At 64.3% G+C, this 23,025-nt stretch carries 26 protein-coding genes; 12 read left to right on the forward strand and 14 right to left on the reverse strand.

What is annotated here, in order from left to right:
• Window positions 1–58: 58 nt before the first annotated feature.
• Window positions 59–802, reverse strand: coding sequence for a DNA polymerase sliding clamp (locus KU306_RS05550; protein WP_007544254.1), 744 nt, complete (start codon window positions 800–802; stop codon window positions 59–61).
• Between the two features lie 339 nt (window positions 803–1,141).
• On the opposite strand from KU306_RS05550, the gene KU306_RS05555 reads away from it, so the two are divergent.
• Complete coding sequence (locus tag KU306_RS05555) at window positions 1,142–1,585, forward strand: arsenate-mycothiol transferase ArsC (RefSeq protein WP_007544255.1); 444 nt, start codon at window positions 1,142–1,144, stop codon at window positions 1,583–1,585.
• Between the two features lie 168 nt (window positions 1,586–1,753).
• Window positions 1,754–2,527, forward strand: a complete 774-nt coding sequence (locus KU306_RS05560; RefSeq protein ID WP_258303123.1) for a 23S rRNA (uridine(2552)-2'-O)-methyltransferase — start codon at window positions 1,754–1,756, stop codon at window positions 2,525–2,527.
• Window positions 2,528–2,618: 91 nt separating this feature from the next.
• Here the strand turns inward: KU306_RS05560 and KU306_RS05565 are convergent, their stop codons facing one another.
• The 4 genes from KU306_RS05565 to tatC (KU306_RS05580) form a co-directional block, all read right to left on the reverse strand.
• On the reverse strand, window positions 2,619–2,789 hold the full coding sequence (locus KU306_RS05565) for a hypothetical protein (RefSeq protein ID WP_258303124.1): 171 nt from the start codon (window positions 2,787–2,789) through the stop codon (window positions 2,619–2,621).
• 50 nt (window positions 2,790–2,839) lie between these two features.
• Window positions 2,840–3,559 carry a queuosine precursor transporter gene (locus tag KU306_RS05570; RefSeq protein ID WP_258303125.1) on the reverse strand — a complete coding sequence of 240 codons (720 nt, stop codon included), beginning with the start codon at window positions 3,557–3,559 and terminating at the stop codon, window positions 2,840–2,842.
• Window positions 3,552–3,728 (reverse strand): ribbon-helix-helix domain-containing protein, encoded by a 177-nt coding sequence (locus tag KU306_RS05575; protein WP_007544261.1) that lies wholly within the window; start codon window positions 3,726–3,728, stop codon window positions 3,552–3,554. Before KU306_RS05575 ends, KU306_RS05570 begins: the two co-directional genes overlap by 8 nt.
• Window positions 3,729–3,827: 99 nt before the next feature.
• Window positions 3,828–5,981, reverse strand: a complete 2,154-nt coding sequence (gene tatC / locus KU306_RS05580; protein ID WP_258303126.1) for a twin-arginine translocase subunit TatC — start codon at window positions 5,979–5,981, stop codon at window positions 3,828–3,830.
• A gap of 131 nt (window positions 5,982–6,112) precedes the next feature.
• Here tatC (KU306_RS05580) and tatC (KU306_RS05585) point away from each other — a divergent pair, with 131 nt between their 5' ends.
• The gene (tatC, locus tag KU306_RS05585) at window positions 6,113–7,522 is read left to right on the forward strand and encodes a twin-arginine translocase subunit TatC (RefSeq protein WP_258303127.1); all 1,410 of its coding nucleotides are present in this window, start codon (window positions 6,113–6,115) and stop codon (window positions 7,520–7,522) included.
• A gap of 5 nt (window positions 7,523–7,527) precedes the next feature.
• On the opposite strand, the gene KU306_RS05590 is transcribed toward tatC (KU306_RS05585), so the two are convergent.
• Window positions 7,528–8,001 (reverse strand): SRPBCC domain-containing protein, encoded by a 474-nt coding sequence (locus KU306_RS05590; RefSeq protein WP_258303128.1) that lies wholly within the window; start codon window positions 7,999–8,001, stop codon window positions 7,528–7,530.
• A 74-nt stretch (window positions 8,002–8,075) separates the two neighbouring features.
• Between KU306_RS05590 and KU306_RS05595 the strand changes: the two genes are divergently transcribed.
• Entirely contained in the window at window positions 8,076–8,720 is a 645-nt protein-coding gene (locus tag KU306_RS05595) for a histidine phosphatase family protein (RefSeq protein ID WP_007544276.1), read from the forward strand.
• A gap of 17 nt (window positions 8,721–8,737) precedes the next feature.
• On the opposite strand, the gene larE is transcribed toward KU306_RS05595, so the two are convergent.
• Window positions 8,738–9,619 carry an ATP-dependent sacrificial sulfur transferase LarE gene (gene larE / locus KU306_RS05600; protein ID WP_007544278.1) on the reverse strand — a complete coding sequence of 294 codons (882 nt, stop codon included), beginning with the start codon at window positions 9,617–9,619 and terminating at the stop codon, window positions 8,738–8,740.
• Between the two features lie 139 nt (window positions 9,620–9,758).
• Between larE and KU306_RS05605 the strand changes: the two genes are divergently transcribed.
• Window positions 9,759–11,750, forward strand: coding sequence for a MutS-related protein (locus tag KU306_RS05605; RefSeq protein ID WP_007544279.1), 1,992 nt, complete (start codon window positions 9,759–9,761; stop codon window positions 11,748–11,750).
• A gap of 36 nt (window positions 11,751–11,786) precedes the next feature.
• Here KU306_RS05605 and KU306_RS05610 read toward each other — a convergent pair whose 3' ends face one another.
• Window positions 11,787–12,341 (reverse strand): GNAT family N-acetyltransferase, encoded by a 555-nt coding sequence (locus KU306_RS05610; RefSeq protein ID WP_258303129.1) that lies wholly within the window; start codon window positions 12,339–12,341, stop codon window positions 11,787–11,789.
• Between the two features lie 88 nt (window positions 12,342–12,429).
• Here KU306_RS05610 and KU306_RS05615 point away from each other — a divergent pair, with 88 nt between their 5' ends.
• The 3 genes from KU306_RS05615 (at window position 12,430) to rpiA (ending at window position 14,782) form a co-directional block, all read left to right on the forward strand.
• On the forward strand, window positions 12,430–12,693 hold the full coding sequence (locus tag KU306_RS05615) for a hypothetical protein (RefSeq protein ID WP_007544281.1): 264 nt from the start codon (window positions 12,430–12,432) through the stop codon (window positions 12,691–12,693).
• Between the two features lie 163 nt (window positions 12,694–12,856).
• Complete coding sequence (locus KU306_RS05620; protein WP_007544282.1) at window positions 12,857–13,981, forward strand: ORC1-type DNA replication protein; 1,125 nt, start codon at window positions 12,857–12,859, stop codon at window positions 13,979–13,981.
• 114 nt (window positions 13,982–14,095) lie between these two features.
• The gene (gene rpiA / locus KU306_RS05625; RefSeq protein WP_258303131.1) at window positions 14,096–14,782 is read left to right on the forward strand and encodes a ribose-5-phosphate isomerase RpiA; all 687 of its coding nucleotides are present in this window, start codon (window positions 14,096–14,098) and stop codon (window positions 14,780–14,782) included.
• Window positions 14,783–14,905: 123 nt separating this feature from the next.
• Here the strand turns inward: rpiA and KU306_RS05630 are convergent, their stop codons facing one another.
• Window positions 14,906–15,073: a DUF1931 family protein gene (locus KU306_RS05630; protein WP_007544286.1), complete on the reverse strand. Its 168-nt coding sequence runs from the start codon at window positions 15,071–15,073 to the stop codon at window positions 14,906–14,908.
• Between the two features lie 184 nt (window positions 15,074–15,257).
• Between KU306_RS05630 and larB the strand changes: the two genes are divergently transcribed.
• The 3 genes from larB to KU306_RS05645 all read left to right on the forward strand — a co-directional run bounded on the left by larB (window position 15,258) and on the right by KU306_RS05645 (window position 17,704).
• Window positions 15,258–16,013 carry a nickel pincer cofactor biosynthesis protein LarB gene (gene larB / locus KU306_RS05635; protein ID WP_007544287.1) on the forward strand — a complete coding sequence of 252 codons (756 nt, stop codon included), beginning with the start codon at window positions 15,258–15,260 and terminating at the stop codon, window positions 16,011–16,013.
• A gap of 6 nt (window positions 16,014–16,019) precedes the next feature.
• On the forward strand, window positions 16,020–16,262 hold the full coding sequence (locus KU306_RS05640) for a GIY-YIG nuclease family protein (RefSeq protein ID WP_007544289.1): 243 nt from the start codon (window positions 16,020–16,022) through the stop codon (window positions 16,260–16,262).
• A 68-nt stretch (window positions 16,263–16,330) separates the two neighbouring features.
• On the forward strand, window positions 16,331–17,704 hold the full coding sequence (locus KU306_RS05645) for a phosphoglucomutase/phosphomannomutase family protein (RefSeq protein ID WP_258303132.1): 1,374 nt from the start codon (window positions 16,331–16,333) through the stop codon (window positions 17,702–17,704).
• A gap of 30 nt (window positions 17,705–17,734) precedes the next feature.
• Here KU306_RS05645 and KU306_RS05650 read toward each other — a convergent pair whose 3' ends face one another.
• The 4 genes from KU306_RS05650 to samp2 form a co-directional block, all read right to left on the reverse strand.
• A complete protein-coding gene (locus tag KU306_RS05650) occupies window positions 17,735–18,103 on the reverse strand; it encodes a DUF7344 domain-containing protein (RefSeq protein WP_007544293.1) in 369 nt (122 codons plus the stop codon).
• A 138-nt stretch (window positions 18,104–18,241) separates the two neighbouring features.
• Window positions 18,242–18,622, reverse strand: a complete 381-nt coding sequence (locus tag KU306_RS05655) for a GNAT family N-acetyltransferase (RefSeq protein WP_007544294.1) — start codon at window positions 18,620–18,622, stop codon at window positions 18,242–18,244.
• Window positions 18,623–18,742: 120 nt separating this feature from the next.
• Window positions 18,743–19,234 carry a redoxin domain-containing protein gene (locus KU306_RS05660; RefSeq protein ID WP_007544295.1) on the reverse strand — a complete coding sequence of 164 codons (492 nt, stop codon included), beginning with the start codon at window positions 19,232–19,234 and terminating at the stop codon, window positions 18,743–18,745.
• A gap of 96 nt (window positions 19,235–19,330) precedes the next feature.
• Window positions 19,331–19,531 carry a ubiquitin-like small modifier protein SAMP2 gene (gene samp2, locus KU306_RS05665; RefSeq protein ID WP_258303134.1) on the reverse strand — a complete coding sequence of 67 codons (201 nt, stop codon included), beginning with the start codon at window positions 19,529–19,531 and terminating at the stop codon, window positions 19,331–19,333.
• Window positions 19,532–19,652: 121 nt separating this feature from the next.
• On the opposite strand from samp2, the gene KU306_RS05670 reads away from it, so the two are divergent.
• Window positions 19,653–20,636, forward strand: coding sequence for a replication factor C small subunit (locus KU306_RS05670; RefSeq protein WP_193788133.1), 984 nt, complete (start codon window positions 19,653–19,655; stop codon window positions 20,634–20,636).
• A 33-nt stretch (window positions 20,637–20,669) separates the two neighbouring features.
• On the opposite strand, the gene KU306_RS05675 is transcribed toward KU306_RS05670, so the two are convergent.
• Window positions 20,670–22,973: a GAF domain-containing protein gene (locus KU306_RS05675; protein ID WP_258303374.1), complete on the reverse strand. Its 2,304-nt coding sequence runs from the start codon at window positions 22,971–22,973 to the stop codon at window positions 20,670–20,672.
• Window positions 22,974–23,025 lie beyond the last annotated feature (52 nt).

Here is a 23,025-nt window from a genome sequence, read left to right on the forward strand (position 1 = left end):
CCGAGAGTCTAACCACTCACGAGTGTCGATGCCGCGGAAAAGAGGTGGGACGCCTCGGTTAGTCGCTCTGGATACGCGGGGCGAGCATGTAGGTGATGTCGCCCATCCCTTCGGCAATCTGGTAGTGAAGCTTGACCGGGAACTCTTCGCCGAGTTCGACGGTGACCTCTGCGTCGGACGGAATCGCCTTGTTCATGTCCTTGAGGTAATCGAGCGAGAACAGCGAGTCGGCCGCGCCCGCTTCGATGGCGATGAGGTCCGCCGGGGGAAGCGAGAGGTCCACGTCGTCGGTGTCGCCCTCTGCTTCGATGTGGAACGTCTCTTCGGTGTCGTCGACGCGGAGGCGGATGTGGTCAGAGACCATGTCGGCTGCCTTGATACCGCGGTCGAGGTGCGCACCTTCGAGGACGATGTTCGCGGGAAGGTCGAGGTCCGGGATGTCCGGTTCCTGACGGATGGAATCGGGGTCGATGAGCGCCAGGGTGTAGGAGAGTCCGTCGATACGGATGTTGAGCTTCCGGGTCTCCTCGTCGAGCGTGAGGTGGACGAGGTCGCCGGCACCTGCCATGCCTGCGACTTCTTCGAGACGCGAGAGGTTGACGCCGATGACGCCGCCGTCGGCTTCGTAGGACTCGAACGCAGACGCGTCGAGCGAGAGGTCGACCATACCGACGTTTGCGGGGTCGACGGCGCGGATGGCGAGGCCCTCCTCGTTGAGTCGAATCTTACACTCGTCGACGAGCACGCTCACCGAATCGAGCGCGTCCCGGAGCGTCGCGGCACTCACGATGGCCTTGAACATATGTGCCGTCGTACGACAGCGGTCTTAAAAATACTCCTGATTTGCGACGGTATGTTGTTCCCGCACGCCTCCCCGCGTGCGCGACCTACCACGTGCACAGTTATCTGTCCTCTGCGTACGCCGAATCAGCCCCCTGCGTACGCCGAATCACCCCGCTCCCGACTGCTAACAATGTCATTCATTGGCAATCTAGCCCTCCGTATCGAAAATGCCGCAAACTGGCGTTTCGGGCTTCGATGCACTCATATGGCGACTTCACAATTGCTCGAACATGGCGACTACACCACGCCGAAGTAGTTCCTGTATGACACTACCGGCCGCCGACCGAGGTGCCGACGAATGAGCGACGCGACTCCGACCGAGACGACACGGGTCGCGTTCGTCTGCGTCCAGAACGCTGGCCGAAGTCAGATGGCCACCGCGTTCGCCCGCCGCGAACAGGCCACCCGTGACCTCGACGGTCGAATCGACGTCGTCACTGGCGGGACCGACCCGGCCGACCACGTCCACGACGAGGTCGTCGACGTGATGGGTGAGAAGGGATTCAACCTCGCCGACGAGACGCCGCGAGTCATCTCCCAAGACGAGATTATGGACGTGGATGTCGTCGTGACGATGGGTTGTTCGGCGGAGGGAATCTGCCCGATGACGTGGCGCGGTGACGCCCGCGACTGGGACCTCGACGACCCCGACGGCCGCGACCTCGATGAAGTTCGAGAGATTCGCGACGACATCGAAGCCCGAGTTGCGGCGCTGTTCGACGAACTCGTCGGCGACGCCTGAGGTCGACTTCATCAACCTCACCGGTGCTGCGAACGTCGATTCGGCACTCGCATTCGTCCGGTCCCGAGTCGGCACCCCTTTCAGCGCTGACGCCGTCGATACCGATATGAGCGACATTTCGCACGACTCCGGCGTTCGAGACCGACCGAGGGGTGCACTGAGATAACCATGGCGCGCAAGGACCACTACTACAACAAGGCCAAACAGGAGGGCTATCGCGCTCGTTCGGCCTACAAGCTCAAACAACTCGACCGCGAGGCCGGACTGTTCGGTCCCGGCAACACGGTCGTCGACCTCGGTGCCGCCCCCGGTGGGTGGCTCCAAGTCGCCTCCGAGAAGGTCGGCGACCACGGGAAAGTCGTCGGCGTCGACCTCCAGCGAATCCGCGACATCGACCACCACAACGTCGAGACGGTTCGCGGCGACATGACCGAAGACGACACGAAGGAGCAACTGAAGGATATCGTCGGCGAGCAGGGTGCTGACGCCGTCGTCTCGGACATGGCTCCGAACATGACCGGCGAGTACTCGCTGGACCACGCCCGTTCTATCTATCTCGCTCGGCAGGCGTTCGAAGTCGCACAGGAACTCCTCGCGACCGGCGGCGACTTCGCCGTGAAGGTGTTCGACGGACAGGACCTCGCGGACTTCCGCGCGGACATGGAACCTGAGTTCCAGTACGTCCGGTCGATTCGTCCCGACGCCTCTCGCGACAGTTCTTCCGAGCAGTACCTCGTCGGCAAGCACTTCCTCACCGCGCCCGTCCGAAAGGGCGACGAAGTCGAAGTCGAAATCGTCGACGTCGGCAGCGAGGGCGACGGAATAGCCAAAGTCGAGGACTTCACCGTGTTCGTCCCCGGTGCCGAAACGGGTGAGACGCCGCTGGTTCGAATCACTGACGTGAAGCCGCGGTTCGCCTTCGCCGAGCGCGTCGACGACTGAGGTTCCACTGCTCGCAGTATCTGGCGTCTATCGTCTCTCGTTTTCTCCTCGCCTCGCGTTCTCCGTCCGAGTAGACGCTCTTTCCCGTCGGTCACTCACTGATGACGAGTTCGAGTTCGAGTCCGGACACACACCCCATCCCTCGACACTGCCCCGTCGCGAGAATGTCCCCGAACGACGTGTACGTCCCGCAGTTCGGACACCGAATCCCCATCTCCATCGCGTCTCTCTCGCTGAGACGCACCCGCTGCTCACCAGCCATGCTGTGTGGTATGCTACCAAAAGATATAAGCCGAGCGACGACTCTCAGACTCAGTCGGCGACCCAGCCGTCGTCTTCAGCCTTGGCACCGTCGCCGAGGAGGGCGACGACGGCGTAGACGAACGGCGTATCGACGAGCGCGATGAGGAGTTTCAGGAGGTACTGTCCCACGATAAGCGCGAGAAGGACGTTCTGTGGGAGTGCCTGCCCGATTCCAAGGGCCGTTGGGGCGACGTAGAACGCGACACCGACGAAGATGACGGTGTCGATAGCCTGACTCGTCGCCGTCGAGACGATGTTGCGGAGCCACAGGAACGACCCGTCGGTCAGGTCGCGGATGCCGTGGAAGACGATGACGTCCCAGTTCTGACTGACGACGTACGCGAGGAGGCTCCCGGCGATGATGTTCGTCCCCGACCCGAGTACGTCGGCGAACTTCCCGGCGAACTCGGGGTTGGCGGCGGGGGCCGCGATAGTACTCCAGACGAGGGCGAGCAGGATGAAGTTCATCGCGAAGCCGACGTTGACCATCACTTGCGCCGGGCGGCGGCCGTACAGTTCCGAGTAGCAGTCGGACGCGAAGAAGGTGACTGCGTACGCCAGCGCCGCACCGGGCATGATAATCGACGCACCCACGACCGGCAACTCACCGAGGGCCGACGGGAGCGGAATCGCCAGCACCTTCGACGCGGTCAACTGCGCGGTCGTCAGGGCCGTGACGAACAGCCCAATGAGTGCGACCTGTCCGACGTTCAGACGCCCGTCACTCATCTTCTGCGAGTCGGTTGTGGCGGTCGTCGATCTGGTCGAGGAGGTCCAGTGTCTTCCGAATCGACGCTCGAACCGCGTCGCTTCGATTCACGAACTTCTTGTCGTCGCCGACGTGCTCGTCTAAATCCGTGAGCAACTCGTCGGGAATCTCGACGCTTATCTTGGCCATATCTGACGATTATTACGATAATACTTACGCCTTTTCAACGGCTCTCAGCGCTGAGAACCCTCCTGACAGCAGATATTGACAAGATACTTCGACGACGGCCTACTCTGCCGCGCCGCGTGCCGGAGCGAGGTTCCGCCGCCCGCCGAGCGTTATCACGAACAGGATTCCGAGCCCGATGCCGTAGGCGGCCATCAGCGGAATCGTCACCATGAACATTGTCGTGATGCTCGCAGGGGTGAAGACTGCCGACAGCGAGAGGATGAGGACCGTCACCTCGCGCCAGCGGCTCCGCATCGTATCGTAGGTGATACCGGCCGTGTTCAGCAGTATCATCAGAATCGGGACGTCGGCGAGGAGGCCGATACCGGCCGTCGTGAAGAAGATGAGCCAGAAGAAGTTCGTGATGCGGTAGGCGACAATCATGTTCGCCGCGATGGCGTCCTCGACGAGGAACGTGATGACCGTCGGCGCGACGTAGCTGTAGCCCAGCGCGAAGCCACCGAGGAGCCCACCGGTGAGCGCGCCCGTCCACAGGAAGACGCTGCGACGGCGCTGGCGAACGACGTTTCGTTCGCGGAGTGCGGGCCACGCGAAGTACGCGAGCAGCGGGACCGTCGCCATCGCGGCCAGAATCGTCGAGAACTTCACCTCGAAGATGAGCGCCTCCATCGGGTGGAGGGCGACGACGTTCAGCACCTCTTCGGGCGTCACTGCGGCGGGAAGACGGCTGAGGAAGTCCTCGTACACGTCCCGGATGCCGCCGGTGTAGAGCCAGCCGAACGTGCCCGCGAGGACGAGCATGAACCACCCGACCAGCCAGAACGCTCGCGAGGTGAGCGACTCGACGATGAACGCGATGTCGGTGTAGTAGCCGCCGATATCGTCCTCGTCGGTCTCGCCGTCAGTGAGCTCTGAGAAGAACGCGCCGCCGGCGCGAGTCGTCCGGTCTTCGAGTTCGCTGGATTCCTCTTCGTCGGATTCAGCGGCCTCTCTGTCGGCCTCCGCTTCGTCGAAGCGGTCGAGGATGGCCTGTGCTTTCTCCGTGTTGTCGTCGTCGATAGCGGCCGACGCGAGCGCCATCGCGTCGTCTTCTTCGAGGTCGACGAAGACCTCGGGTGGTGCCGCGCGGACGCCGTCGGCGTCGAGTGCCGAGAGGTCGAGTTTCGTCGGGTCGCCGACGCCGACTTCCGTGCGTTCGAGGCGTTCGATGTCGCGGTAGACGAAGTACCCGAGGCCGAAGAGGAGACCGACGAGACCGCCGGCGACGACGAACGCACCCAAGACGAGTTGCGACTCGGCGGGCAGGAATGCGTAACTGCTTCCGGCAGCATCGAGGCCGTCGTTCGCGAGTTCGACGCCGCCGTACTCGTAGAAGGCGTAGACGAGCAGCCCTGCGACCACGCCGATGCCGGCGAGAATGTTCCAGTGCGACGTTGCAGTCGCCTTGATGTCCATCTTTTCGCTGCCTCGCTTGGCCGTGACGACGACCTTCGCGAGATAGAGGCTGAAGCCGTAGAGCGAAATCACCGGTACAGCCCACATAATCTGCGTGAACGGGTCCGGCGGGGTAAACAGCGCACCGAACGCGAAGATGCCGACGACGGCGTGCCGCCACTTGTCGCGGAAGGTCTCGTAGCGGACGATTTCGGCGTACGAAAGCCCGGTCATCGCCAGCGGAAGTTGGCTGGCGAGACCGAACGAGAGCGTGAGCAGGAAGATGAACTGCGACCACTTCACGATGGAGTAGGTCGGCGTGAATCCCGCGGAGAAGGCGTTCTTCGCGAGGAACGCGAACGTGAACGGGAAGAACACGAAGTAGCCGTACGCGACGCCGGTCGCGAACAACACAATCATCGTCAGGCCGATGAGGACCAGTTTCCACGGCGCGACGGGTGATTGCGGCCACGCGCCGCGGGCTTTCAGCGCGTCCCTCGCGAAGTAGATAAACGGCGGGAGCGCCATGATGATACCCACGACGAGCCCGATTTTCGCTTGGAGGAGGATGACGTCGAAGGGCGTCTGCGCGATGATTTCGAGGACCCCCTCGGTCGACGCGTCCATCTGGGCGACCGTGACGCCTTTGAAGAAGTCCCAGACGTAGAGTCGGAGGGCGTAGAACGTCCCCAGGAAGCCGATGAGGAAGACGATGAAGACTTTCTGGAGGTCTTTTTGCGCCGCTCGAAGCATCGCACCCGCGGTCTCACGGCCTGCGGCGAGTGCCTGTTGGGTGTCGTCGTCGAGGGCGCTGGACATACCTACGTGGCGAAAGCAGTCTGGCGGTTATCAATCTTTTTCACCGAACCCGTCACAGTCGGGGGTCTCGCCGCGTTCCGACGGCCCAATCCGAAAAGACCTATAACAAGCCGGAAGCGTAGGTCACCTGAATGGCGGACGAGGCGCGCGACGCGGAACGGTCTCCGGACGACGACGAGGCCGACGCGTCGGACGACATCGTCGATGCCGACTCGGAACCTTCGGACGACACAGCCGACGGCGACGGCGAGGAGTCGACGGAAAGCGAGTTCGTCTACGGCCGCGTGGAATCACGCGACGAGACGGAGAGCGACGCGTCTGACGAGACAGAACGCGGTGCTGTCGTCGAGGCCGAAGCGGACGCTGACGTTGACACCGAGGCTGAAACGGACGCTGACGCCGAAGCGGACGCCGATTCCGACCCCGACGCGGACTCTGACCCCGACGTGGACACCGAACCGGACGCTGATTCCGATTCGGACGCCGATTCCGAACCCGAAGACGACGACAGGGAGTCGGTCCCGAGCAACGTGTCTCGGATGGTCCCCGAATCCGAGACAGACTCAGACGCTGAAACTGAGACGGATTCAGACGCTGAAACCGAGGCCGACTCGGGTGACGACATCGAGACGCCCACCGCAATCGACGCGGAAACGGCCCCCGGCGGCGACGACCCGGACGATTCGTCCGAACTCCCCTACGCAGAGGGGGACTCGCCTGTGCCGAGCCCCGAAGACGACAGTCTCGCCGACGACGGCATCATGGGCTCTGCACCCGAGAGCGACCAGGAGATGCCGCTGACCGACCACATCGAGGAGATGATTCGTCGGTTGGCGGTCGTCTTCGCGGTCGCAGGGACCATCACACTCCTGTTGTTCCCCGGCGCGGACATGCTCAACGCGTACGTCAACACCGGTCTCCCGAGTGCGACGGACGTCATCAACTTCCTCTGGAACACGCACATCCCCTCGGCGGCCGAGATGGCCGACCGCCGCCCGCGTCTCTACGGCCCGCTCGAACTCATCCTCACCAAGCTCAAAGTCGCGGGCCTCGCCGGGACGGTCATCGGGCTTCCGGTGTTCGTCTACGAGACGTATCTGTTCATGCGCCCCGGGCTGTTCCCCAAGGAGCGCAAGTACTACCTCGCGGCTGTCCCGACCAGCCTCGTTCTCGCTATCATCGGCGTCACGTTCGCCCACTTCGTCGTCCTCCCGGCTATCTTCGCGTACTTCACCTCGTACACCGAGGGGACGGCGGTCATCGCCTTCGGCCTGAAAGAGACGTTCAATCTCATCCTCATCCTGATGGGCTACATGGCGGTCGTCTTCCAGATTCCACTGTTCGTCCAGTTGGCTATCATGATGAATCTGGTCACGCGACAGTGGCTCGAAGACCGCCGCCTGCTCTTCTGGGGCGCGTTCCTCGGGCTTGCGTTCCTCGTCAGCCCCGACCCGACCGGGATGGCACCCATCATCGTCGGCGCGACGATGATTGTCCTCTTCGAGGGGACGCTCGCGCTCTTACGCTGGACTGGAAACTAAGCCCACTACGTCGACTCGGTCGCCTCTCGCTCTTCAGCCTCGACGAGCTCTTCCACGCGCACCTTCAGCGCCTCGTTCATCGCTTCGAACCCGTCGCGCGTCTGGTCGCCGATACGCCAGAGGATGAGCCCGGCGAGGATGCCGGAGAACTGTTCTGCGTGTTCGAACCGCGTCCGCTCGCCGCCATCGAGCGGTTCGAGGCGGAACCGATGTTCGCCGTCGAACAGGCCGGGCACGAGAAGGTGGCCGAGCCATCTGAACTCCCGGTGTTTCTCACAGTGCGTCACGTCGGGTTCGAACACCGATTCGCGCCCGCCCGGCGGCATGAGGTGGACAGTCAGCGTCGCGCCCTCGTTGACTCGGCCGGCGACGCGCATGAAGGGGTTCCACTCGTGGTAGTGGTCGAAATCGACGAGGACGTCCCACACCCGCTCCGGCGGTGCGTCGATTTCGATGCTCGTGGTCAGTTCACGGGCCATACGGAGGTATTTGTCCCCCAGCACCGTGAATCTCGCGCGGAACGTTCATTGCGGGTGCGACAAGAGACGGAAACATGGCAACCCTTCTTCTCGCCCGGAGCGGCGAGACGACGTGGTACCGCGAGGGGCGTGTGCAGGGGTGGGCACCCGTTTCGCTGTCCGACGACGGGCGGCGACAAGCAGACGCACTCGCACGCCACGTCGAACGGGCATACGGCGTCGACCGTATCGTCACCTCGGACATCGAACGCGCACGCGAGACAGCACAGTTCGTCGCCGACGCGGTCGGTGTCGAACCGGCGTTCGACCCGGCGTGGCGCGACCGCGATGCGGGGTCGCTTCAGGGACTCGACGCCAGGGGCGTCTTCGCGAAGTATCCGCAGTACGCGCTCAGAGATGTCGGTGTTCCGGCGACGCGCGAGCGACCGCCAAGCGGCGAAAGCCTCGTCGAGGCGCGCCGACGCGTCGTCACGGCGTTCGATGGACTCGTCGGGTCACTCGACGACGACGAGACGGTCGTGGTCGTCACCCACGGGACGCCGATTCGCCTCGTTCTCGGAGCGGTGAAAGAACTCGATACCGTCGATGCGATACTCGCACAGGAACTCGACCATGGATGTCTGTGCGAACTCGACGTCGCAGTCGCGACGGACGACGTAGGCGACGAGCCAACCGTGACTGTCGTCGCGGAGAATCTGTCGCAGTTCGACGCGGCCTGACGCGAGTCGCTGGCTGGTTATTTTCGCATCGGGTAGTCCTGTGCGAACACGTCGTCGACGAGCAGGTCGTCTTCGTCTTCCTCGTCGGCGGCAGGGCTGACGCTGCCGGTTCGGTAGCCGTGTAAATCGAGCGTGACGTGGTCGAAGCCGACGTCTTTGATGTGGTCGCGGGCGGCACGCACGAAGTCGGGGTCGAGCGCGCGCTCCAGTTCGTCCGGGGCGACTTCGATACGCGCGAGGCCGTCGTGGTCGCGGACTCGGAACTGCTCGAAGCCCCACGTTCGGAGGATGCGTTCCGCCTGTTCGACGCGCGAGAGACGCTCTTCGGTCACTTCGAGACCGGTCGGGATACGCGACGAGAGACAGGCCATCGAGGGCTTGTCGGCGACGGAGAGACCGTACTCGTCGGCGATTTCGCGGACTTCCTCTTTCGTGATGTCGTGTGCGAGAAGCGGTGAGACGACTTCTAGCTCTTCGACGGCGCGGAGTCCCGGTCGGTGACCTTCGCCGGGGTCCGAGGCGTTCGTCCCGTCACAGACTGTCTCGATACCGCGTTCGCGTGCGGCCTCGTACATTCGGCCGAGGCGCATCGTCCGGCAGTGATAACATCGGTCGTCGTCGTTCGTCACGAAGTCCGGGTTGTCGAGTTCGGAGAATTCGACGACGACGTGTTCGATGCCGATTTCGTCGGCGACGCGCGCCGCGTCTTCGAGTTCGGCTTCGGGAAGAGTCTCGCTCTTGGCCGTACAGGCGACCGCGTCCTCGCCGAGGGCGTCGAACGCGAGGGCGGCGACCACACTGGAGTCTACGCCGCCGGAGAAGGCGACGAGGGCACTGTCTCGTTCCGCGAGTGCCTCGCGTACTGCGTCTGCCTTCGCCGCGGCGTCTCGCTCGCTCATGCGCCCTCCTTCCAAGTCGAGTGGCAAAAGCCCCTCGTCACCGGCGCGCTCGGCCGCAACTTTCCGAATCGGCGCGGAACCCACCGACGGCGGAGACGACGTACCACTTTTTGTCCCTTGCCGCGATAGGTGCGCCCGAATGGACTTCGAGACCATCCCGGGCGTCGGCGAGAAGACGGCGGCGGCGCTCGCGGAACTCGACGACGCCGAGCGAGCGCTGACAGACGGCGACGTCGCGGCGCTCGCACGAGCACCGGGGCTGACGGAGGGCAGGGCAGCAGCTATCGCGCGCGGAGCCATCCGCCGCGACCACGACGACCCCGGCGGCTTCCTCGCCACCGACCGGGCCTCGGAGTTGTATCGCGACGCGCTCGGCCTCCTGCAGGACCGCACGGTCACCGACTACGCCGAGAAACGACTGGAGACGCTCTTTCCGACAGGCTCCGCCTCGCGTATCGATGAGGTCCGCGAGTTCGCCCGTGACGCCGCCGACCTCGACCCCGACCCTGACGTGTTGGCCGCACTCTCGGGCGTCGAACCACTCTCGGACCCGAAACCGCGTCGCGTCCGCGAGCGTTGTCTCGCCACGGCCGACGCAGAGCGCTACGCCGCCGCGAAAGAGGCGTTTCCCGAACTCTCAATCGAAGTCGTCGAAGACGCCCGCGGCATCGGCGAACTCGCGCGCTCGTACTCGACCGTCATCGTCCTCGACGAGTCCTTTGCGGGTATCGACGTGGACGGCGACGTGCGCGTGCTCCCGGATGCTGCCGAGCGCACCCACGAAGTCGTTCCCGAGCGTCTCCTGACGTTCTTCGCCGAGAACCGCGAGGCGCTCGTCGCCGCGGCCGAGGTCCACGACGCCGCGGGAATCGACCCGCCGTGTAACCTCGACGCGCTCCGCGACGCGCTCTCTCGCCTCGACGACGACGGAACAATCGTCGGCGACGACGAACTCCAGCGACTCACGGCCGCAGTGGACGACATCGACGCCGCGGTCTCGACCGCCGAATCGGTCGCCAACGACCGCCTCCGCGACGTGATTCGCGAGCGCGACGTGACCATCGAGGGCACGGACTTCCTCTCGTTGGTCGAACAGGGTGCGCGCGTCGATTCCCTGCTCTCGCGGGAACTCGAAGACGAGTTCGACGAGGCACTCGCGGCCGCGCGCGACCACTTCGTGGACTCGCTGGGTCTCCGCCCCGGCGAAGCGGACCTCACGGACCGCGTCTTCCCGGAGAACCCATCGTTCCCACTCGAACACGAAGAAGAAGCGGTCAGTCGCCTTCGAACCGAACTCAAGGCCGCCCGCGACCGCCGAGCCGCGAAACTGAAAGCCGACCTCGCCGCGGACCTCGGCGACCTGCGCGACCCGGTCGAGACGCTGGTCCGCGACGCGCTCGAACTCGACGTGCGCCTCGCCATCTCGCGGTTCGCCCGCGACTTCGACTGCGTGTTCCCCGAATTCACGGGCGCTGCGGGCGACGACGGCCTCGGGACCTTCACCATCGAAGCCGGACGCTCGCCGCTTCTCGACGTGGATTTCGAGGACGTGGACCCCGTCGATTACGAAGTCTCGGGCGTCACGCTCCTCTCGGGTGTCAACAGCGGTGGGAAGACCTCGACGCTCGACCTCGTGGGACTCGTCGTCGTCCTCGCTCACATGGGCCTTCCCGTCCCCGCGGAGTCGGTCCGCCTCTCTCGGTTCTCCGAACTCCACTACTACGCCAAGTCGCAGGGGACGCTCGACGCCGGTGCCTTCGAGAGCACGCTTCGGGACTTCGCGGCGCTCACCGACGGCGCGGCCGACCGACTCGTCCTCGTGGACGAACTGGAGAGCATCACCGAACCCGGCGCGTCGGCGAAGATTATCGCCGGAATCCTCGAAGAACTCGCCGAGCAGGGCGCGGCCGCCGTGTTCGTCTCCCACCTCGCGGGCGGCATCCGCGAGGCCGCGGACGTTCCAGTCGCAGTGGACGGTATCGAGGCTGTCGGCCTCGAAAACGGCGAACTCGTCGTGAATCGCTCGCCCGTGAAGGACCACCTCGCCCGCTCGACCCCGGAACTCATCGTCGAGAAGTTGGCGGGCGAGAGCGACGGCGAGTTCTACGGGCGGTTGTTGGAGAAGTTCTAGAACCTACTTTTCTGCGTCGGGGGCGCTTTTGGTGACTCACTCCTCGCCCAGCCACTCCTCCCGAAGCAACCCGTACCGAACCAAATCCCGGTGGGCCCCATCGACGTACATCAACTTCCGCTGTCGCCCTTCTTCGACGAATCCGAGTGATTCCAGAAGGCCGCGAGAGGCGTCGTTGAACGCGAACGCCGCCGCGCCAATCGCGGGGGTGTCGTGGGTTCGAAAAGCGTCGTCGATGGCGAGCGAGACTGACTCTTTCCCGTATCCCTCGCCGTGGACGTCGGGAACCAGCCAGTAGCCGAGTTCCGGGCGCTTGTAGTGGGCGTCGGCGACGGTCACTTGTCCGATTCGCGTGATGTCGTCTTCGTCCGGGTCGACCGCGTCGGTGTCTTCGGATTCGAGACAGACGAGAAGTTGGTCCGGCGCGTTGCGGTCGTCGGATATCTCGTGTTGCTCGCGGTTCATCAGCGGATTCCCGAGCGTGTGCCGAAGCTCGGGGTTTGTGGTCGCCCGCTGGGTAAACGGGATGTCTTCGGTCTCGACCGTTCGGAGCGTGACTCGCTCGCCGCTCGTGACAATTGCGCCGGGCATGGGTAGAGCGGCGCGGGGGTCCAGTATACGTTTTCTGTGTCGCTGTTCCTATCACGCTGTTTATAGTGTTTTAGGAACACATTTGGCCGTGCCCTCCGATTCACTCTCACCCGAAGAACAGTACGAGATAACCTACCGAGCGACGAAGAACGCCATCTGGGACGTGCTCGGAACGGCGGTGTATCTGGTGTTTCTCATCTTCGCGGTCGCCCTTGCGCTGTTCGCTATCGCACTCCCGGCGATTGGGTCGCTCGCGGCCGGAAACGCGAAACCGTTCGTCGTCGGCGTTGCGGTGCTCGGTCTCGCTGTCGCGGGGTTCGGCTCCTATCGTATCTACCAACTGATTCAGTAGGTGACGTAACGACTCGCAACTTCCCAGCGACTCGTCGCTCTTCGCCATCGAAGGACCGTGGTCTCTCTGCTCTGTCTCGAACGGTTCGATTTCGGTGCCGTGTCTGACTTCCGTCCGCCGTCGCGGTAAACGATTAAGTCCCCGGCGCGTGGTACTCTACTCGATGAGGGAGGACCCCGAAGAGGGGATGTTGTCGTGGGACGAGACGGTGTTCCGCGACGAGCACGTCTTCGAAATCGACCACATTCCGGAGACGTTCAATCACCGCGAGAGCCAACTCCGGAGTCTGAAGTACGCGCTTCGCCCGGCAGTCCGGGGTTCTCGCCCCCTGAACACGATGGTTCGCGGACCACCCGGGACTGGCAAGACCACCGCCGTCCAGAAGCTCTTCGGCGAGTTGGGCACGCAGTCGGGGGTTCGCACGGTCCGGGTGAACTGTCAGGTCGATTCGACCCGGTACGCGGTGTTCTCGCGGGTCTTCGAGCACATCTTCGAGTACGAACCCCCGTCGTCGGGCATCTCGTTCAAGAAGCTGTTCGGCCAGATTACCGACCGCCTCGTAGAGGACGACGAAGTACTCGTCGTCGCGCTCGACGACGTGAACTACCTGTTCTACGAGAACGAGGCCTCCGATACGCTCTATTCGCTGCTTCGCGCCCACGAGGCACATTCCGGGGCGCGCATCGGCGTTATCATCATCTCGTCGGACCTCTCGCTCGACGTTATCGACGAACTCGACGGGCGCGTCCAGAGCGTCTTCCGCCCCGAAGAGGTGTTTTTCCCCCGGTACGACGTGAACGAAATCGTGGACATCCTCCGCGGTCGGACCAAACGCGGCTTCCACGAGAACGTCATCGGCGACCCCGAACTCGACCGGGTGGCGGAACTCACTGCCGACAGCGGCGACCTGCGCGTCGGTATCGATTTACTCCGCCGTGCGGGTCTCCACGCCGAGATGCGCGCCTCGCGGACCGTGGACGAAGAGGACGTCGAAGCCGCCTACGACAAGTCGAAGTACGTCCACCTTTCGCGGTGTCTCCGCGGCCTCTCGGACCCCGAACGTGAACTGGTCCGCGTCGTCGCCGAGTTCGACGGCGAACGCGCCGGCGCAGTGTACGAGGCGTTCAACGAGGAGACCGGGCTTGGTTACACGCGCTACTCCGAACTCGTGAACAAACTCGACCAACTGGGCGTCATCGAGGCCCGGTACACCGAAATCGAAGGTCGCGGCCGAACCCGCGCTATCTCGCTCGCGTACGACGCGGACGCCGTCTTGGACCGACTCTGAGACTCGGTGACGAGCCCGGACGGTTCGATTCTCGCTGCCGACCACGACACCCACCTCGACTCTCCGCCCTACGTTTCAGGTCCATTTTTACTCGCTGCCCGAGTCGCCATAGACATGAAGACGACTGGCGGAACCGACGACCAGAAACGCCGCGCCGCCGAGGCCGCGGTCGAAGCAGTCGAAGACGAGATGGTCGTCGGTCTCGGTACCGGGAGCACGGCCGCCTTCGCAATCGAGGCTCTCGGCGACCTCGTCGCCGACGGAATGGACGTTCGGGGCGTCCCGACCTCCTTCGCGTCTCGCGAACTCGCCCGCGACTGCGGCGTCCCACTCGCCGACCTCGACGAAATCGACGCACTCGACCTCGCTATCGACGGTGCTGACGAGGTAGCCGACGGCGCGCTCGTGAAAGGCGGCGGAGCCGCTCACGCCCGCGAGAAGGTTGTCGACGCCTTCGCCGACCGATTCCTCGTCGTCGCCGACCCCTCGAAGCTGGCGGACGAACTCTCGCACCCGGTTCCGGTCGAGGTGTTGCCAGACGCCCGCACCACCGTCGCAGCAGCAGTTTCGGACCTCGGCGGCGACCCCGAACTCCGCCGCGCCGAGAGAAAAGACGGCCCGGTCGTCACCGATAACGGGAACCTCGTCCTCGATTGCGACTTCGGAACTATCGACGACCCAGGGCCACTCGCCGCTTCGCTGTCGTCGCTTCCGGGCGTCGTCGAACACGGTATCTTCGCCGGACTCGCAGACGTTGTCTACGTCGGAACCGACGATGGCGTCGACGTAATCGAACTGTAAGCCGTCGCGACGGCTCGCGCAGCGCTCGTCGCAGTCGCTCGCGGATTTGTTGTCGTCTGCTATCGCGCCGAGCGCTGCCGCTCTGGACTGATAAATAAATGAAAGAGAGTAGTTGAAACCGGTTTACAGGTCGCGGGGCTGGACCGTCTTACGGTCGTTCTGCTCAGCACGGCGTGCAGCGTCGTCGAGAAGCTCCTTGACTTCCTCGTCGAGAGCGTCGTAGAAGTCCGAGGCCACGTTCTTGTCCTGAAGCGCTTCCTTGACGGCTGCCTTGACAATGAGGTCTGCCATACAGGATATCCTACCGATTCTCCCTTAATAAACATTCCTATATTGGACGTTAATACCGGCGAATACGGCGGTTATGGCGCTTCTTTGAGGACGAATTTCGGACTGATAGTATCCACTTATATATGTTTTCCGCATCCGAGGGTGAAACGACGGGTATGAGTACGCCTCGGGCCAACGAACGGCCATGCGCGACATTCTGGAGGCTGTCGCGGCGGGCGACCTCTCGCCGGCCGAGGCCGAAGCACAACTCGCGGGATACGCGACCACCGACGCGGGTCGGTTCGACGCCGCCCGAGAGAGTCGTCGCGGACTCCCGGAAGCCATCCTCGCTGAGGGGAAAACGCCGGACGAGACGGCGACGCTCGCCGTCGCGGCGGTCGAAACGAGCGGTCGAGCGCTCGTCACCCGGGCGAGTCCCGCCCACGCGGAGGCCGTCGCCGACGCGCTTCCGAACTGCGACATCGACCGCAACGCCCGAGCGAAGACTATCGTCGCCTGCGAGTCCGACTACGAAGCCCCCGACATCGACGCGACCGTCGGCGTTGTCACCGGCGGCACTTCCGACGCGGAGGCCGCGGGCGAGGCCGCGGTCGTCCTCGAACAGATGGGCGTCTCCGTCGAACTGCTCGAAGACGTGGGTGTGGCCCACCTCGGTCGCGTGCTCGACCATCTCGACTTGCTCCGCGAGGTCGACGTGCTCATCGTCGCCGCCGGTCGAGAGGGTGCGCTTCCGACTGTCGTCGCCGGATTGGTCGATACGCCCGTCATCGGGCTGCCAATCTCGACCGGCTACGGCCACGGCGGCAATGGCGAGGCGGCGCTGCTCGGGATGATTCAGTCCTGTACCGTCCTCTCGGTCGTGAACACGGACGCCGGATACATCGCCGGTTCGCAGGCCGGGTTGATTGCGCGAGCGGTCGCGGCCGCCAGAGACGAGTAACCACCTGTGCACTTCGTCTACGTCCTCCGGTGCAGCGACGACTCGCTGTACACCGGTTACACGACCGATGTCGAGCGCCGCGTCGCGGAACACGACGCTGGCGAGGGAGCGAAGTACACGCGCGGGCGCACGCCAGTCGAACTCGTGCACGTCGAGTCGTACGAGTCGAAGTCGGCAGCGATGTCCCGCGAGTACGAGATTAAACAGCTCTCCAGGCGGCAGAAACTCGACCTCGTCGACCAGTCCTAACAACTCTTTTGGCAGGTCCCTCCGGCGTCGTAACGTAGTTTTTTGCCTCGCGGCGGCGACGTGCGAACATGGACGAAATCTCCTTTGGGACCGATGGGTGGCGAGCCACGTTGGACACGTTTACCGACGACCGCGTCCGCATCGTCGGGCAGGCGGTCACCGACTATCTGGCTGACGAGGGCCACACAGACCCGGTTCTCGTCGGCTACGACGCCCGCGAGACGTCGCCCGGATTCGCCGAGTCGCTCGCGGAAGTGCTCGCCGGAAACGGCTTCGACGTCCTGCTCCCCGAGCGGGACTGCCCGACTCCGCTCGTCGCCTACGCCATCGTCGAACGCGGCCTCTCGGGGGCGCTCATGGTCACGGCGTCGCACAACCCGCCGGAGTACAACGGCGTGAAATTCATCCCCGCCGACGGCGCGCCGGCCCTGCCGGAGATAACCGACGCCGTCGCCGACCGCCTCGCCGAACCGGACCTGCTCCCCGAATCGGAGCGCGGAACCATCGAGCGCGTCGATATCGTCTCCCCGCACGCCGACCACGCCATCGACCTCGTCGGCAGCGACCTCTCGGACCTGACGGTCGTCTACGACGCCATGCACGGCAGCGGCCGCGGCGTGACCGACGCCCTCATCGAATCGGCCGGTGCAGAGGTCATTCGCCTCCGCTGTGAGCGCGACGCCACTTTCGGCGGTATCTCGCCGGAACCCTCGGCGGAGTACCTCGACGGACTCGCCGAAGCCATGGACGAACACGACGCCGACCTCGGCGTGGCCAACGACGGCGACGCCGACCGCATCGCCATCGCCACGCCGGACCGCGGCGTCCTCGACGAGAACCTGTTTTTCGCCGCCGTCTACGACTACCTCCTCGAATCGGACTCCGGACCGGCCATCCGAACCGTCTCGACGACGTTTCTCATCGACCGTATCGCCGAAGCTCACGGTGAGGAGGTCTTCGAGACCGCGGTCGGGTTCAAGTGGGTCGCCGACGCGATGGGCGAACACGACGCCCTCATCGGCGGCGAGGAGTCCGGCGGCTTCTCCATCCGCGGACACGTCCGCGAGAAAGACGGCGTCCTGATGGGCCTGCTTGCCGCGAGCGCCGCCGCAGAAGAGGACTTCGACGCCCGACTCGCCCGCATCGCAGATGAGTACGGCGACATCGTCGCCGACAAGATTAGCATCGACTGTCCGGACTCGGAGAAAGCCCGCGTCATCGACGACCTCGAAGACGAACTCCCGGAGACGGTCGCCGGCCGCGACATCGCCAAGGTTGTCACGCTCGACGGCTTCAAACTCCTCTTAGAAGACGGGTCGTGGCTGCTGGTTCGCCCCTCTGGCACGGAACCGAAGATGCGCGTCTACGCGGAAGCGGACAGCGACGAGGCGGTCAGCGAACTCCTCGATGCGGGCCGCGAACTGGTCGCACCGCTCGTCTAACTCTCCATTCGGCCCCGCCGACGGCTTCGATTACTCCTCGCCGGTCTCTTCCGGTCTGACGACGCCGCGATACGACGGCGTGAACAGTGGAAGCGTCTCTGCGTGGTCGGTCAACACCACTTGGTCGTCGGACCACTCCACGAGGTCCGCCGCTTCGAGTTTCGGCAAGTGGACGTGGACGAACCCGACCTCCGCTTGCTCGACGATTTGCACGTCGATTTTGTCCGGGGGTCGGTCGGTCGTCCGGCACGCGAGTGCGAGCGCGAGTTCCCGCGTCGAGACCGGGTCCGGCCGCTCGTAGAGATACTGGAGCACGTACCGGCGCGATGAGTCGGAGAGAGCGTCGAATACGAGGTCCCAGTCGGTGAGGAGCCTCTCCGGTCGGTCTCGTTTTGCCATTGGCTGCCTACGACAGTTACTCGACCCGCGCGTATGTCTGTGTCGCTTGATAACACAAACCATACATTATCGGGATTTGCTCGCCTGCGTTCCATTCCACGCGTCGTCACTCCCCCGCGCCGTCACTCCCCCGCGCCGTCACTCACTGGATTCGTCGCGGACGCCACGAAGTTGGTCGCCCCCCTCGTCGATGTCGAACCCGAGTGATTCGTAGAACGGCCGAACCCGCTCGTCGAAGTCGGCGACGAGACGGCCCCGCCGGGCCAGCGCGTCGCGGACGAGCGTGGTTCCGATACCGCGTCCACGTCGACTGGGTGAGACGGCGACGGAATCGACGTAGTCCCCGTCGAGAACGAGTGCGCCGACGACCCGACCCGAGTCGTCGGCGACGAGGCAGTCGCCCGCGGCGAGCGTTTCCCGGATTTCTTCGGCAGTCGCTTCGAGCAGGCCAGCGTCGAGGATGCGCATGACTGCGACTAACTCGTCGGGCGTGCCTTCGCGGACGACGATGTCGCTCATCACTCGGTCTGGGGTGCGAGGAAAGAAAGGTTCGGTGGGAGCAGTGTAGTGGGAGGTCGGAGCAGTGTGGTGGGAGGTCGGAGCAGTGTGGTGGGAGGGTTGGATTGGAACCGTGGGCGCTTACGACGCGAGACGGTCGATGCGCTGCAACAGGTCGTCGATTTCGGGGCGGTCCGAGGGACTCGACCCGCGGTGGGTGTAGGTCACGTCGGGGTCGTCGCCGCGCAGGTCGACGAGCACTGCCTCGGGCATCCGCCCGACCATATCGTGAAGCTTCCCGAGCGCGCCGAACCGCGTCGGTTGGTCGAACTCGTCGCCGACGTCGGCACCGGGGTCGGCCAGAAGCGGGAACGGTAGGTCGTAGCTTCGCTGCCACTTTTCGGCGCGTTCCGGTGGGTCGGGAAGCACCGAGACGACTTCGGCGTCGCGCGATTCGAACTCGTCGTACCGGCGTTTCATCGACTGGACCTGTCTGCGACAGACCTTGCAGTAGTAGTCGCGCTGGAGCAACAACAGGAGGAAGTCGGCGTCGACGGTGGCCGGGGAGAGCACGTCCGGTCCGGCGGCGACGTTCGGCAGTTCGAAGTCGAGGGTGTGGGTGCTGGCTGACACAGTCAGGGATTCGTGAACGTTCGCAATAATCGTCGCCCGGGAGTGCGCCCGACCTGCCAGACTCCGAAACCCGTCTGTGGTCGGTATCCAGTTCAGCTACCCGCCCTTGATGAGCCGAAGCACTTTGACCCGGTCCACTTCGACCGGTTGGTCCTCGGGGACGGGGCGGCCATCGACGAGGACCGACACCTCGTGCGGACTGAGGTCGACCGCCTTCACGAGGTCCGCGTAGGTTCCGTCGTCTCCGACGGCGACCTCGTGGGTCTCCTCGCCGACGACTTCCACGGTCACGTTCATGCTCGCTCGTGGGGTGGCGGCGGATTTCAGTCCGTCGCCTCGCACCTCCTTCGACTGGTGACGGAACGCCCCGCGGCACTGTCTCGGACGGTTTATGTTCGGGGCGACCCGTGGGATGGGTATGAGCGAGGCCGCGGAGTCGGGCGACGCCCCGGCGGGTCGTGAAATCTGGATCGAGAAGTACCGACCGCAGACCCTCGACGACGTCTACGGACAAGAGGAAATCGTCGAGCGCCTGCGCAGTTACATCGAACGCGACGACCTGCCGCACCTGCTGTTTGCCGGCCCGGCGGGCGTCGGAAAGACCACGTCCGCGACGGCTATCGCCCGCGCCATCTACGGCGACGACTGGCGGGGCAACTTCCTCGAACTCAACGCCTCCGACCAGCGCGGTATCGACGTGGTTCGCGACCGAATCAAGAACTTCGCCCGGTCGTCCTTCGGCGGCCACGACTACCGCATCATCTTCCTCGACGAGGCCGACTCGCTGACGAACGACGCGCAGTCGGCGCTCCGCCGGACGATGGAGCAGTTCTCCGACAACACGCGCTTTATCCTCTCGTGTAACTACTCCTCGAAGATTATCGACCCCATCCAGTCGCGGTGTGCGGTCTTCCGATTCTCGCCGCTCGGCGACGACGCCATCGCCGACCAGACCCGCGACATCGCCGCGGCCGAGGGCATCGAACTCACCGAAGACGGCCTCGACGCGCTCGTCTACGCCGCCGGTGGCGACATGCGCCGCGCCATCAACTCCTTGCAGGCCGCCGCGACGACGGGCGAAGTCGTCGACGAAGAGGCAGTCTACATGATTACGTCGACCGCGCGCCCGGAGGACATCGAGCAGATGGTCCGAGACGCCATCGACGGCGAGTTCACGGCCGCGCGAAAGCAGTTGGAGACACTCATCGTCGACACCGGGATGGCCGGCGGCGACATCATCGACCAACTCCACCGCTCGGTCTGGGACTTCGACCTCGACGAACGCGCCGCCGTCCGCCTCATGGAGCGCATCGGCGAGGCCGACTACCGCATCTCGGAAGGCGCGAACGAACAGGTGCAACTCGAAGCGCTGCTCGCGTCGCTGGCGCTCTCGGAGAACTAATCGCAGTTCGGCTTCGGTTTCAGGCTCGGTTTCTCACGCCCGAAACTCGAATCGGGCACCGCCCGACCGTCCCGAGGTGACGATGACCGACCAGCCGTGGGCTTCGGCGATAGACGAGACGATGGTGAGTCCGTAGCCGATACCGTCGCCGCCGGTCGTCTCGCCGGGCTCGAACACCTCGTCGCGGCGCTCCGGTTCGATTCCGGGGCCGTCGTCTTCGACGAAAAAGCCGCCGTCGAGGCCGCCCACAGTCACCGAGACGTCTCTTCGACCGTGTTCGACGGCGTTTCGGAACAAGTTGCCGAGTAACTCGACCAGTCGGTCTTTGTCTGCCTCGACTTTGACGCCCTCGGAGACGGTCAACTGGGCGTCGGCGGTCTCGGTTCTCGACCACGCCGCGCGCGCTGCACTCGCCACCTCGACCGGTGCTGTCTCGTCGACGAGTTGGCCGCGACGCGCGAGCGACAGCAGGTCGTCGATGAGTTCCTCCATCTGGTCGAGTGCGTCCAGTGCAGTGTCGAATCGGTCTTCGTCGCCCGTCTCCTTGGCGAGTTCGAGATTTCCGCGGGCGATAGAAAGCGGGTTTCGGAGGTCGTGGCTGACGATGTTCGCGAACTCTTCGAGTCGTTCGTTCTGTCGTTCGAGCTCGCTTTCGCGCTTCTTTCGCTCGGTGATGTCGGTGTAGATGGCGTAGCCGGAGCCGCGCTCTTCGCCGGGAGACAGCGGGACGACGTTCAGGATGAACTCGCGGATGCCGTCTTCGGTGCGGCGGCGAACCTCGCCGCGATAGCTTTCGCCCGCCGCGACGAGGAGTTCGGGGATGCAGGCGTCGTAGTCGTCGTCTTCGCAGTCGCTTCGCTCGTCTTCGGACGGTATCACCCGGCCGAGGAGGTCGGTGCCGACGACGTCGGCGGCATCGTAGCCGAACGTCTCCTGAAACGCCTGATTCACACATCGAACCGAGACGGTCTCGTTTTCGACGTCGTATGCGACTGCGGCGTCCGAGACGTGGTCGAAGAGTGCGCTCGACCGGTCGCGCTCCTCGCGGAGGTGTGTCTCTGCGTCGATGTGCTCGGCGGCGACGGTAACGTGAGCCATGAGCAGTTCGGCCAACTCGACGTCGGCGTCGTCGAACGCAGCTGCCTCGAAGGATGCTGCCTGAAACACGCCGAAGTCGCCGATTGGAACGCTCAGCACTGCTCGGTACATCCGTTTTGCGGGGCGAGCTTCGGGGTGGTCTCGAACGTCGTCTGCGACGTGTGTCTCGCCGGTGGTGTACGCGAGTGCCGCCAGCCCGCCATCCTCCAGCGAGACGCATTCTGCACCGTCTGCCGGTGTGCCAGACGAGATTGCTGCCGGGATGATGGAGTCGTCTTCGACGCGACCGACGTAGCTGATGTCGAATTCGAGGATGTCGTCGCTGATTTCGACGGTCCGTTCGAACAGGTCTTCAAGCGTCGTCGCCGTCGCCAACTCGGTCGCACCGTGGTGGAGGCGCTCGATTTGCTCGCGACGCTCGGCCATCTCGGCTTCGGAGATGATGCGTGCGCGGGTTTCGGAGACGTATCTGGCGAGCAGTTCGGCCAGTCGCCGGTCTGTCTCGTCGTACGCCCCGACCTCGTTCGAGATGGCCTGAAAGACGCCGACCTCGCCCATCGGGACGCTCACGACCGAGCGATACGCGGGGTCGGCCGGTGCTGCCTCGGGGTGTGTTCGAACGTCGTCGATAAGGAACGACTTGCGAGTCTGATACGTCTGCCCGAGGATGCCTTCGTCGGCCGGAATCGGTCCTGGCTCTTCCAGGTTGCAGCGGTCACTCGCGCGGACGTACATGCCGTCGCCCTCGTGGACCAGAAACGAGCTATTGTCGAATTCGAGGATGTGTCCAGCGAGGCCGAGTGCTCGCTGGTACAACTCCTCGACCGAGTCGGCGGCAATGAGTGTCGTCGTTCCCTCGTAGAGCTGTCTGATGCGGTCCCACTCCCCGTTCAGTTGTGGGGTGTTCGATTCGGGGGTGTCAGACTGAGACTGTTCGGTGGCGTCCGTCCGGGACTGCTGGCCCTGCGAGAGAACCCATCGAATCTGGGTCTGTAAGCTCTCGCCGTCTCCAGAGCGGACGTACGCCGCAAAGCGCCCGGGATTCGAGATGTCTTCCGGTGGGACGTCTGTGTACAGAATCGTCGGGACGTCCCGCGAGACCGGCTCGTCGGGGTCCGAGACGATAACGCACACCGGCTCAGACGATTCAGACGTGTCACTCGACGAGGCGACTGTGACCCCACCATCGAGTTCGAGGTCGCAGTCGACGTCTTCTTCCACGAGAATCGTCGGTTCCATCGCGGGCACGGTATTCCATCGATATGACGGATAGGAAATATATAGTCGTTGC

Source organism: Haloferax larsenii, from assembly GCF_024730625.1.
Classification (GTDB): Archaea; Halobacteriota; Halobacteria; order Halobacteriales; family Haloferacaceae; genus Haloferax; species Haloferax larsenii.

Bases quoted from the DNA above. Each gene is read 5' to 3' on its own strand.
- larB (WP_007544287.1), top strand. From the start codon at position 15,258: ATGCGCGACATTCTGGAGGCTGTCGCGGCGGGCGACCTCTCGCCGGCC.
- KU306_RS05630 (WP_007544286.1), bottom strand. From the start codon at position 15,073: ATGGCAGACCTCATTGTCAAGGCAGCCGTCAAGGAAGCGCTTCAGGAC.
- tatC (WP_258303127.1), top strand. From the start codon at position 6,113: ATGGCGGACGAGGCGCGCGACGCGGAACGGTCTCCGGACGACGACGAG.
- KU306_RS05555 (WP_007544255.1), top strand. From the start codon at position 1,142: ATGAGCGACGCGACTCCGACCGAGACGACACGGGTCGCGTTCGTCTGC.
- KU306_RS05655 (WP_007544294.1), bottom strand. From the start codon at position 18,622: ATGAGCGACATCGTCGTCCGCGAAGGCACGCCCGACGAGTTAGTCGCA.
- KU306_RS05550 (WP_007544254.1), bottom strand. From the start codon at position 802: ATGTTCAAGGCCATCGTGAGTGCCGCGACGCTCCGGGACGCGCTCGAT.
- rpiA (WP_258303131.1), top strand. From the start codon at position 14,096: ATGAAGACGACTGGCGGAACCGACGACCAGAAACGCCGCGCCGCCGAG.
- larE (WP_007544278.1), bottom strand. From the start codon at position 9,619: ATGAGCGAGCGAGACGCCGCGGCGAAGGCAGACGCAGTACGCGAGGCA.
- KU306_RS05575 (WP_007544261.1), bottom strand. From the start codon at position 3,728: ATGGCCAAGATAAGCGTCGAGATTCCCGACGAGTTGCTCACGGATTTA.
- KU306_RS05560 (WP_258303123.1), top strand. From the start codon at position 1,754: ATGGCGCGCAAGGACCACTACTACAACAAGGCCAAACAGGAGGGCTAT.
- KU306_RS05595 (WP_007544276.1), top strand. From the start codon at position 8,076: ATGGCAACCCTTCTTCTCGCCCGGAGCGGCGAGACGACGTGGTACCGC.
- KU306_RS05590 (WP_258303128.1), bottom strand. From the start codon at position 8,001: ATGGCCCGTGAACTGACCACGAGCATCGAAATCGACGCACCGCCGGAG.
- KU306_RS05645 (WP_258303132.1), top strand. From the start codon at position 16,331: ATGGACGAAATCTCCTTTGGGACCGATGGGTGGCGAGCCACGTTGGAC.
- KU306_RS05610 (WP_258303129.1), bottom strand. From the start codon at position 12,341: ATGCCCGGCGCAATTGTCACGAGCGGCGAGCGAGTCACGCTCCGAACG.
- KU306_RS05675 (WP_258303374.1), bottom strand. From the start codon at position 22,973: ATGGAACCGACGATTCTCGTGGAAGAAGACGTCGACTGCGACCTCGAA.
- KU306_RS05605 (WP_007544279.1), top strand. From the start codon at position 9,759: ATGGACTTCGAGACCATCCCGGGCGTCGGCGAGAAGACGGCGGCGGCG.
- KU306_RS05670 (WP_193788133.1), top strand. From the start codon at position 19,653: ATGAGCGAGGCCGCGGAGTCGGGCGACGCCCCGGCGGGTCGTGAAATC.
- KU306_RS05620 (WP_007544282.1), top strand. From the start codon at position 12,857: ATGAGGGAGGACCCCGAAGAGGGGATGTTGTCGTGGGACGAGACGGTG.
- KU306_RS05650 (WP_007544293.1), bottom strand. From the start codon at position 18,103: ATGGCAAAACGAGACCGACCGGAGAGGCTCCTCACCGACTGGGACCTC.
- samp2 (WP_258303134.1), bottom strand. From the start codon at position 19,531: ATGAACGTGACCGTGGAAGTCGTCGGCGAGGAGACCCACGAGGTCGCC.
- tatC (WP_258303126.1), bottom strand. From the start codon at position 5,981: ATGTCCAGCGCCCTCGACGACGACACCCAACAGGCACTCGCCGCAGGC.
- KU306_RS05570 (WP_258303125.1), bottom strand. From the start codon at position 3,559: ATGAGTGACGGGCGTCTGAACGTCGGACAGGTCGCACTCATTGGGCTG.
- KU306_RS05565 (WP_258303124.1), bottom strand. From the start codon at position 2,789: ATGGCTGGTGAGCAGCGGGTGCGTCTCAGCGAGAGAGACGCGATGGAG.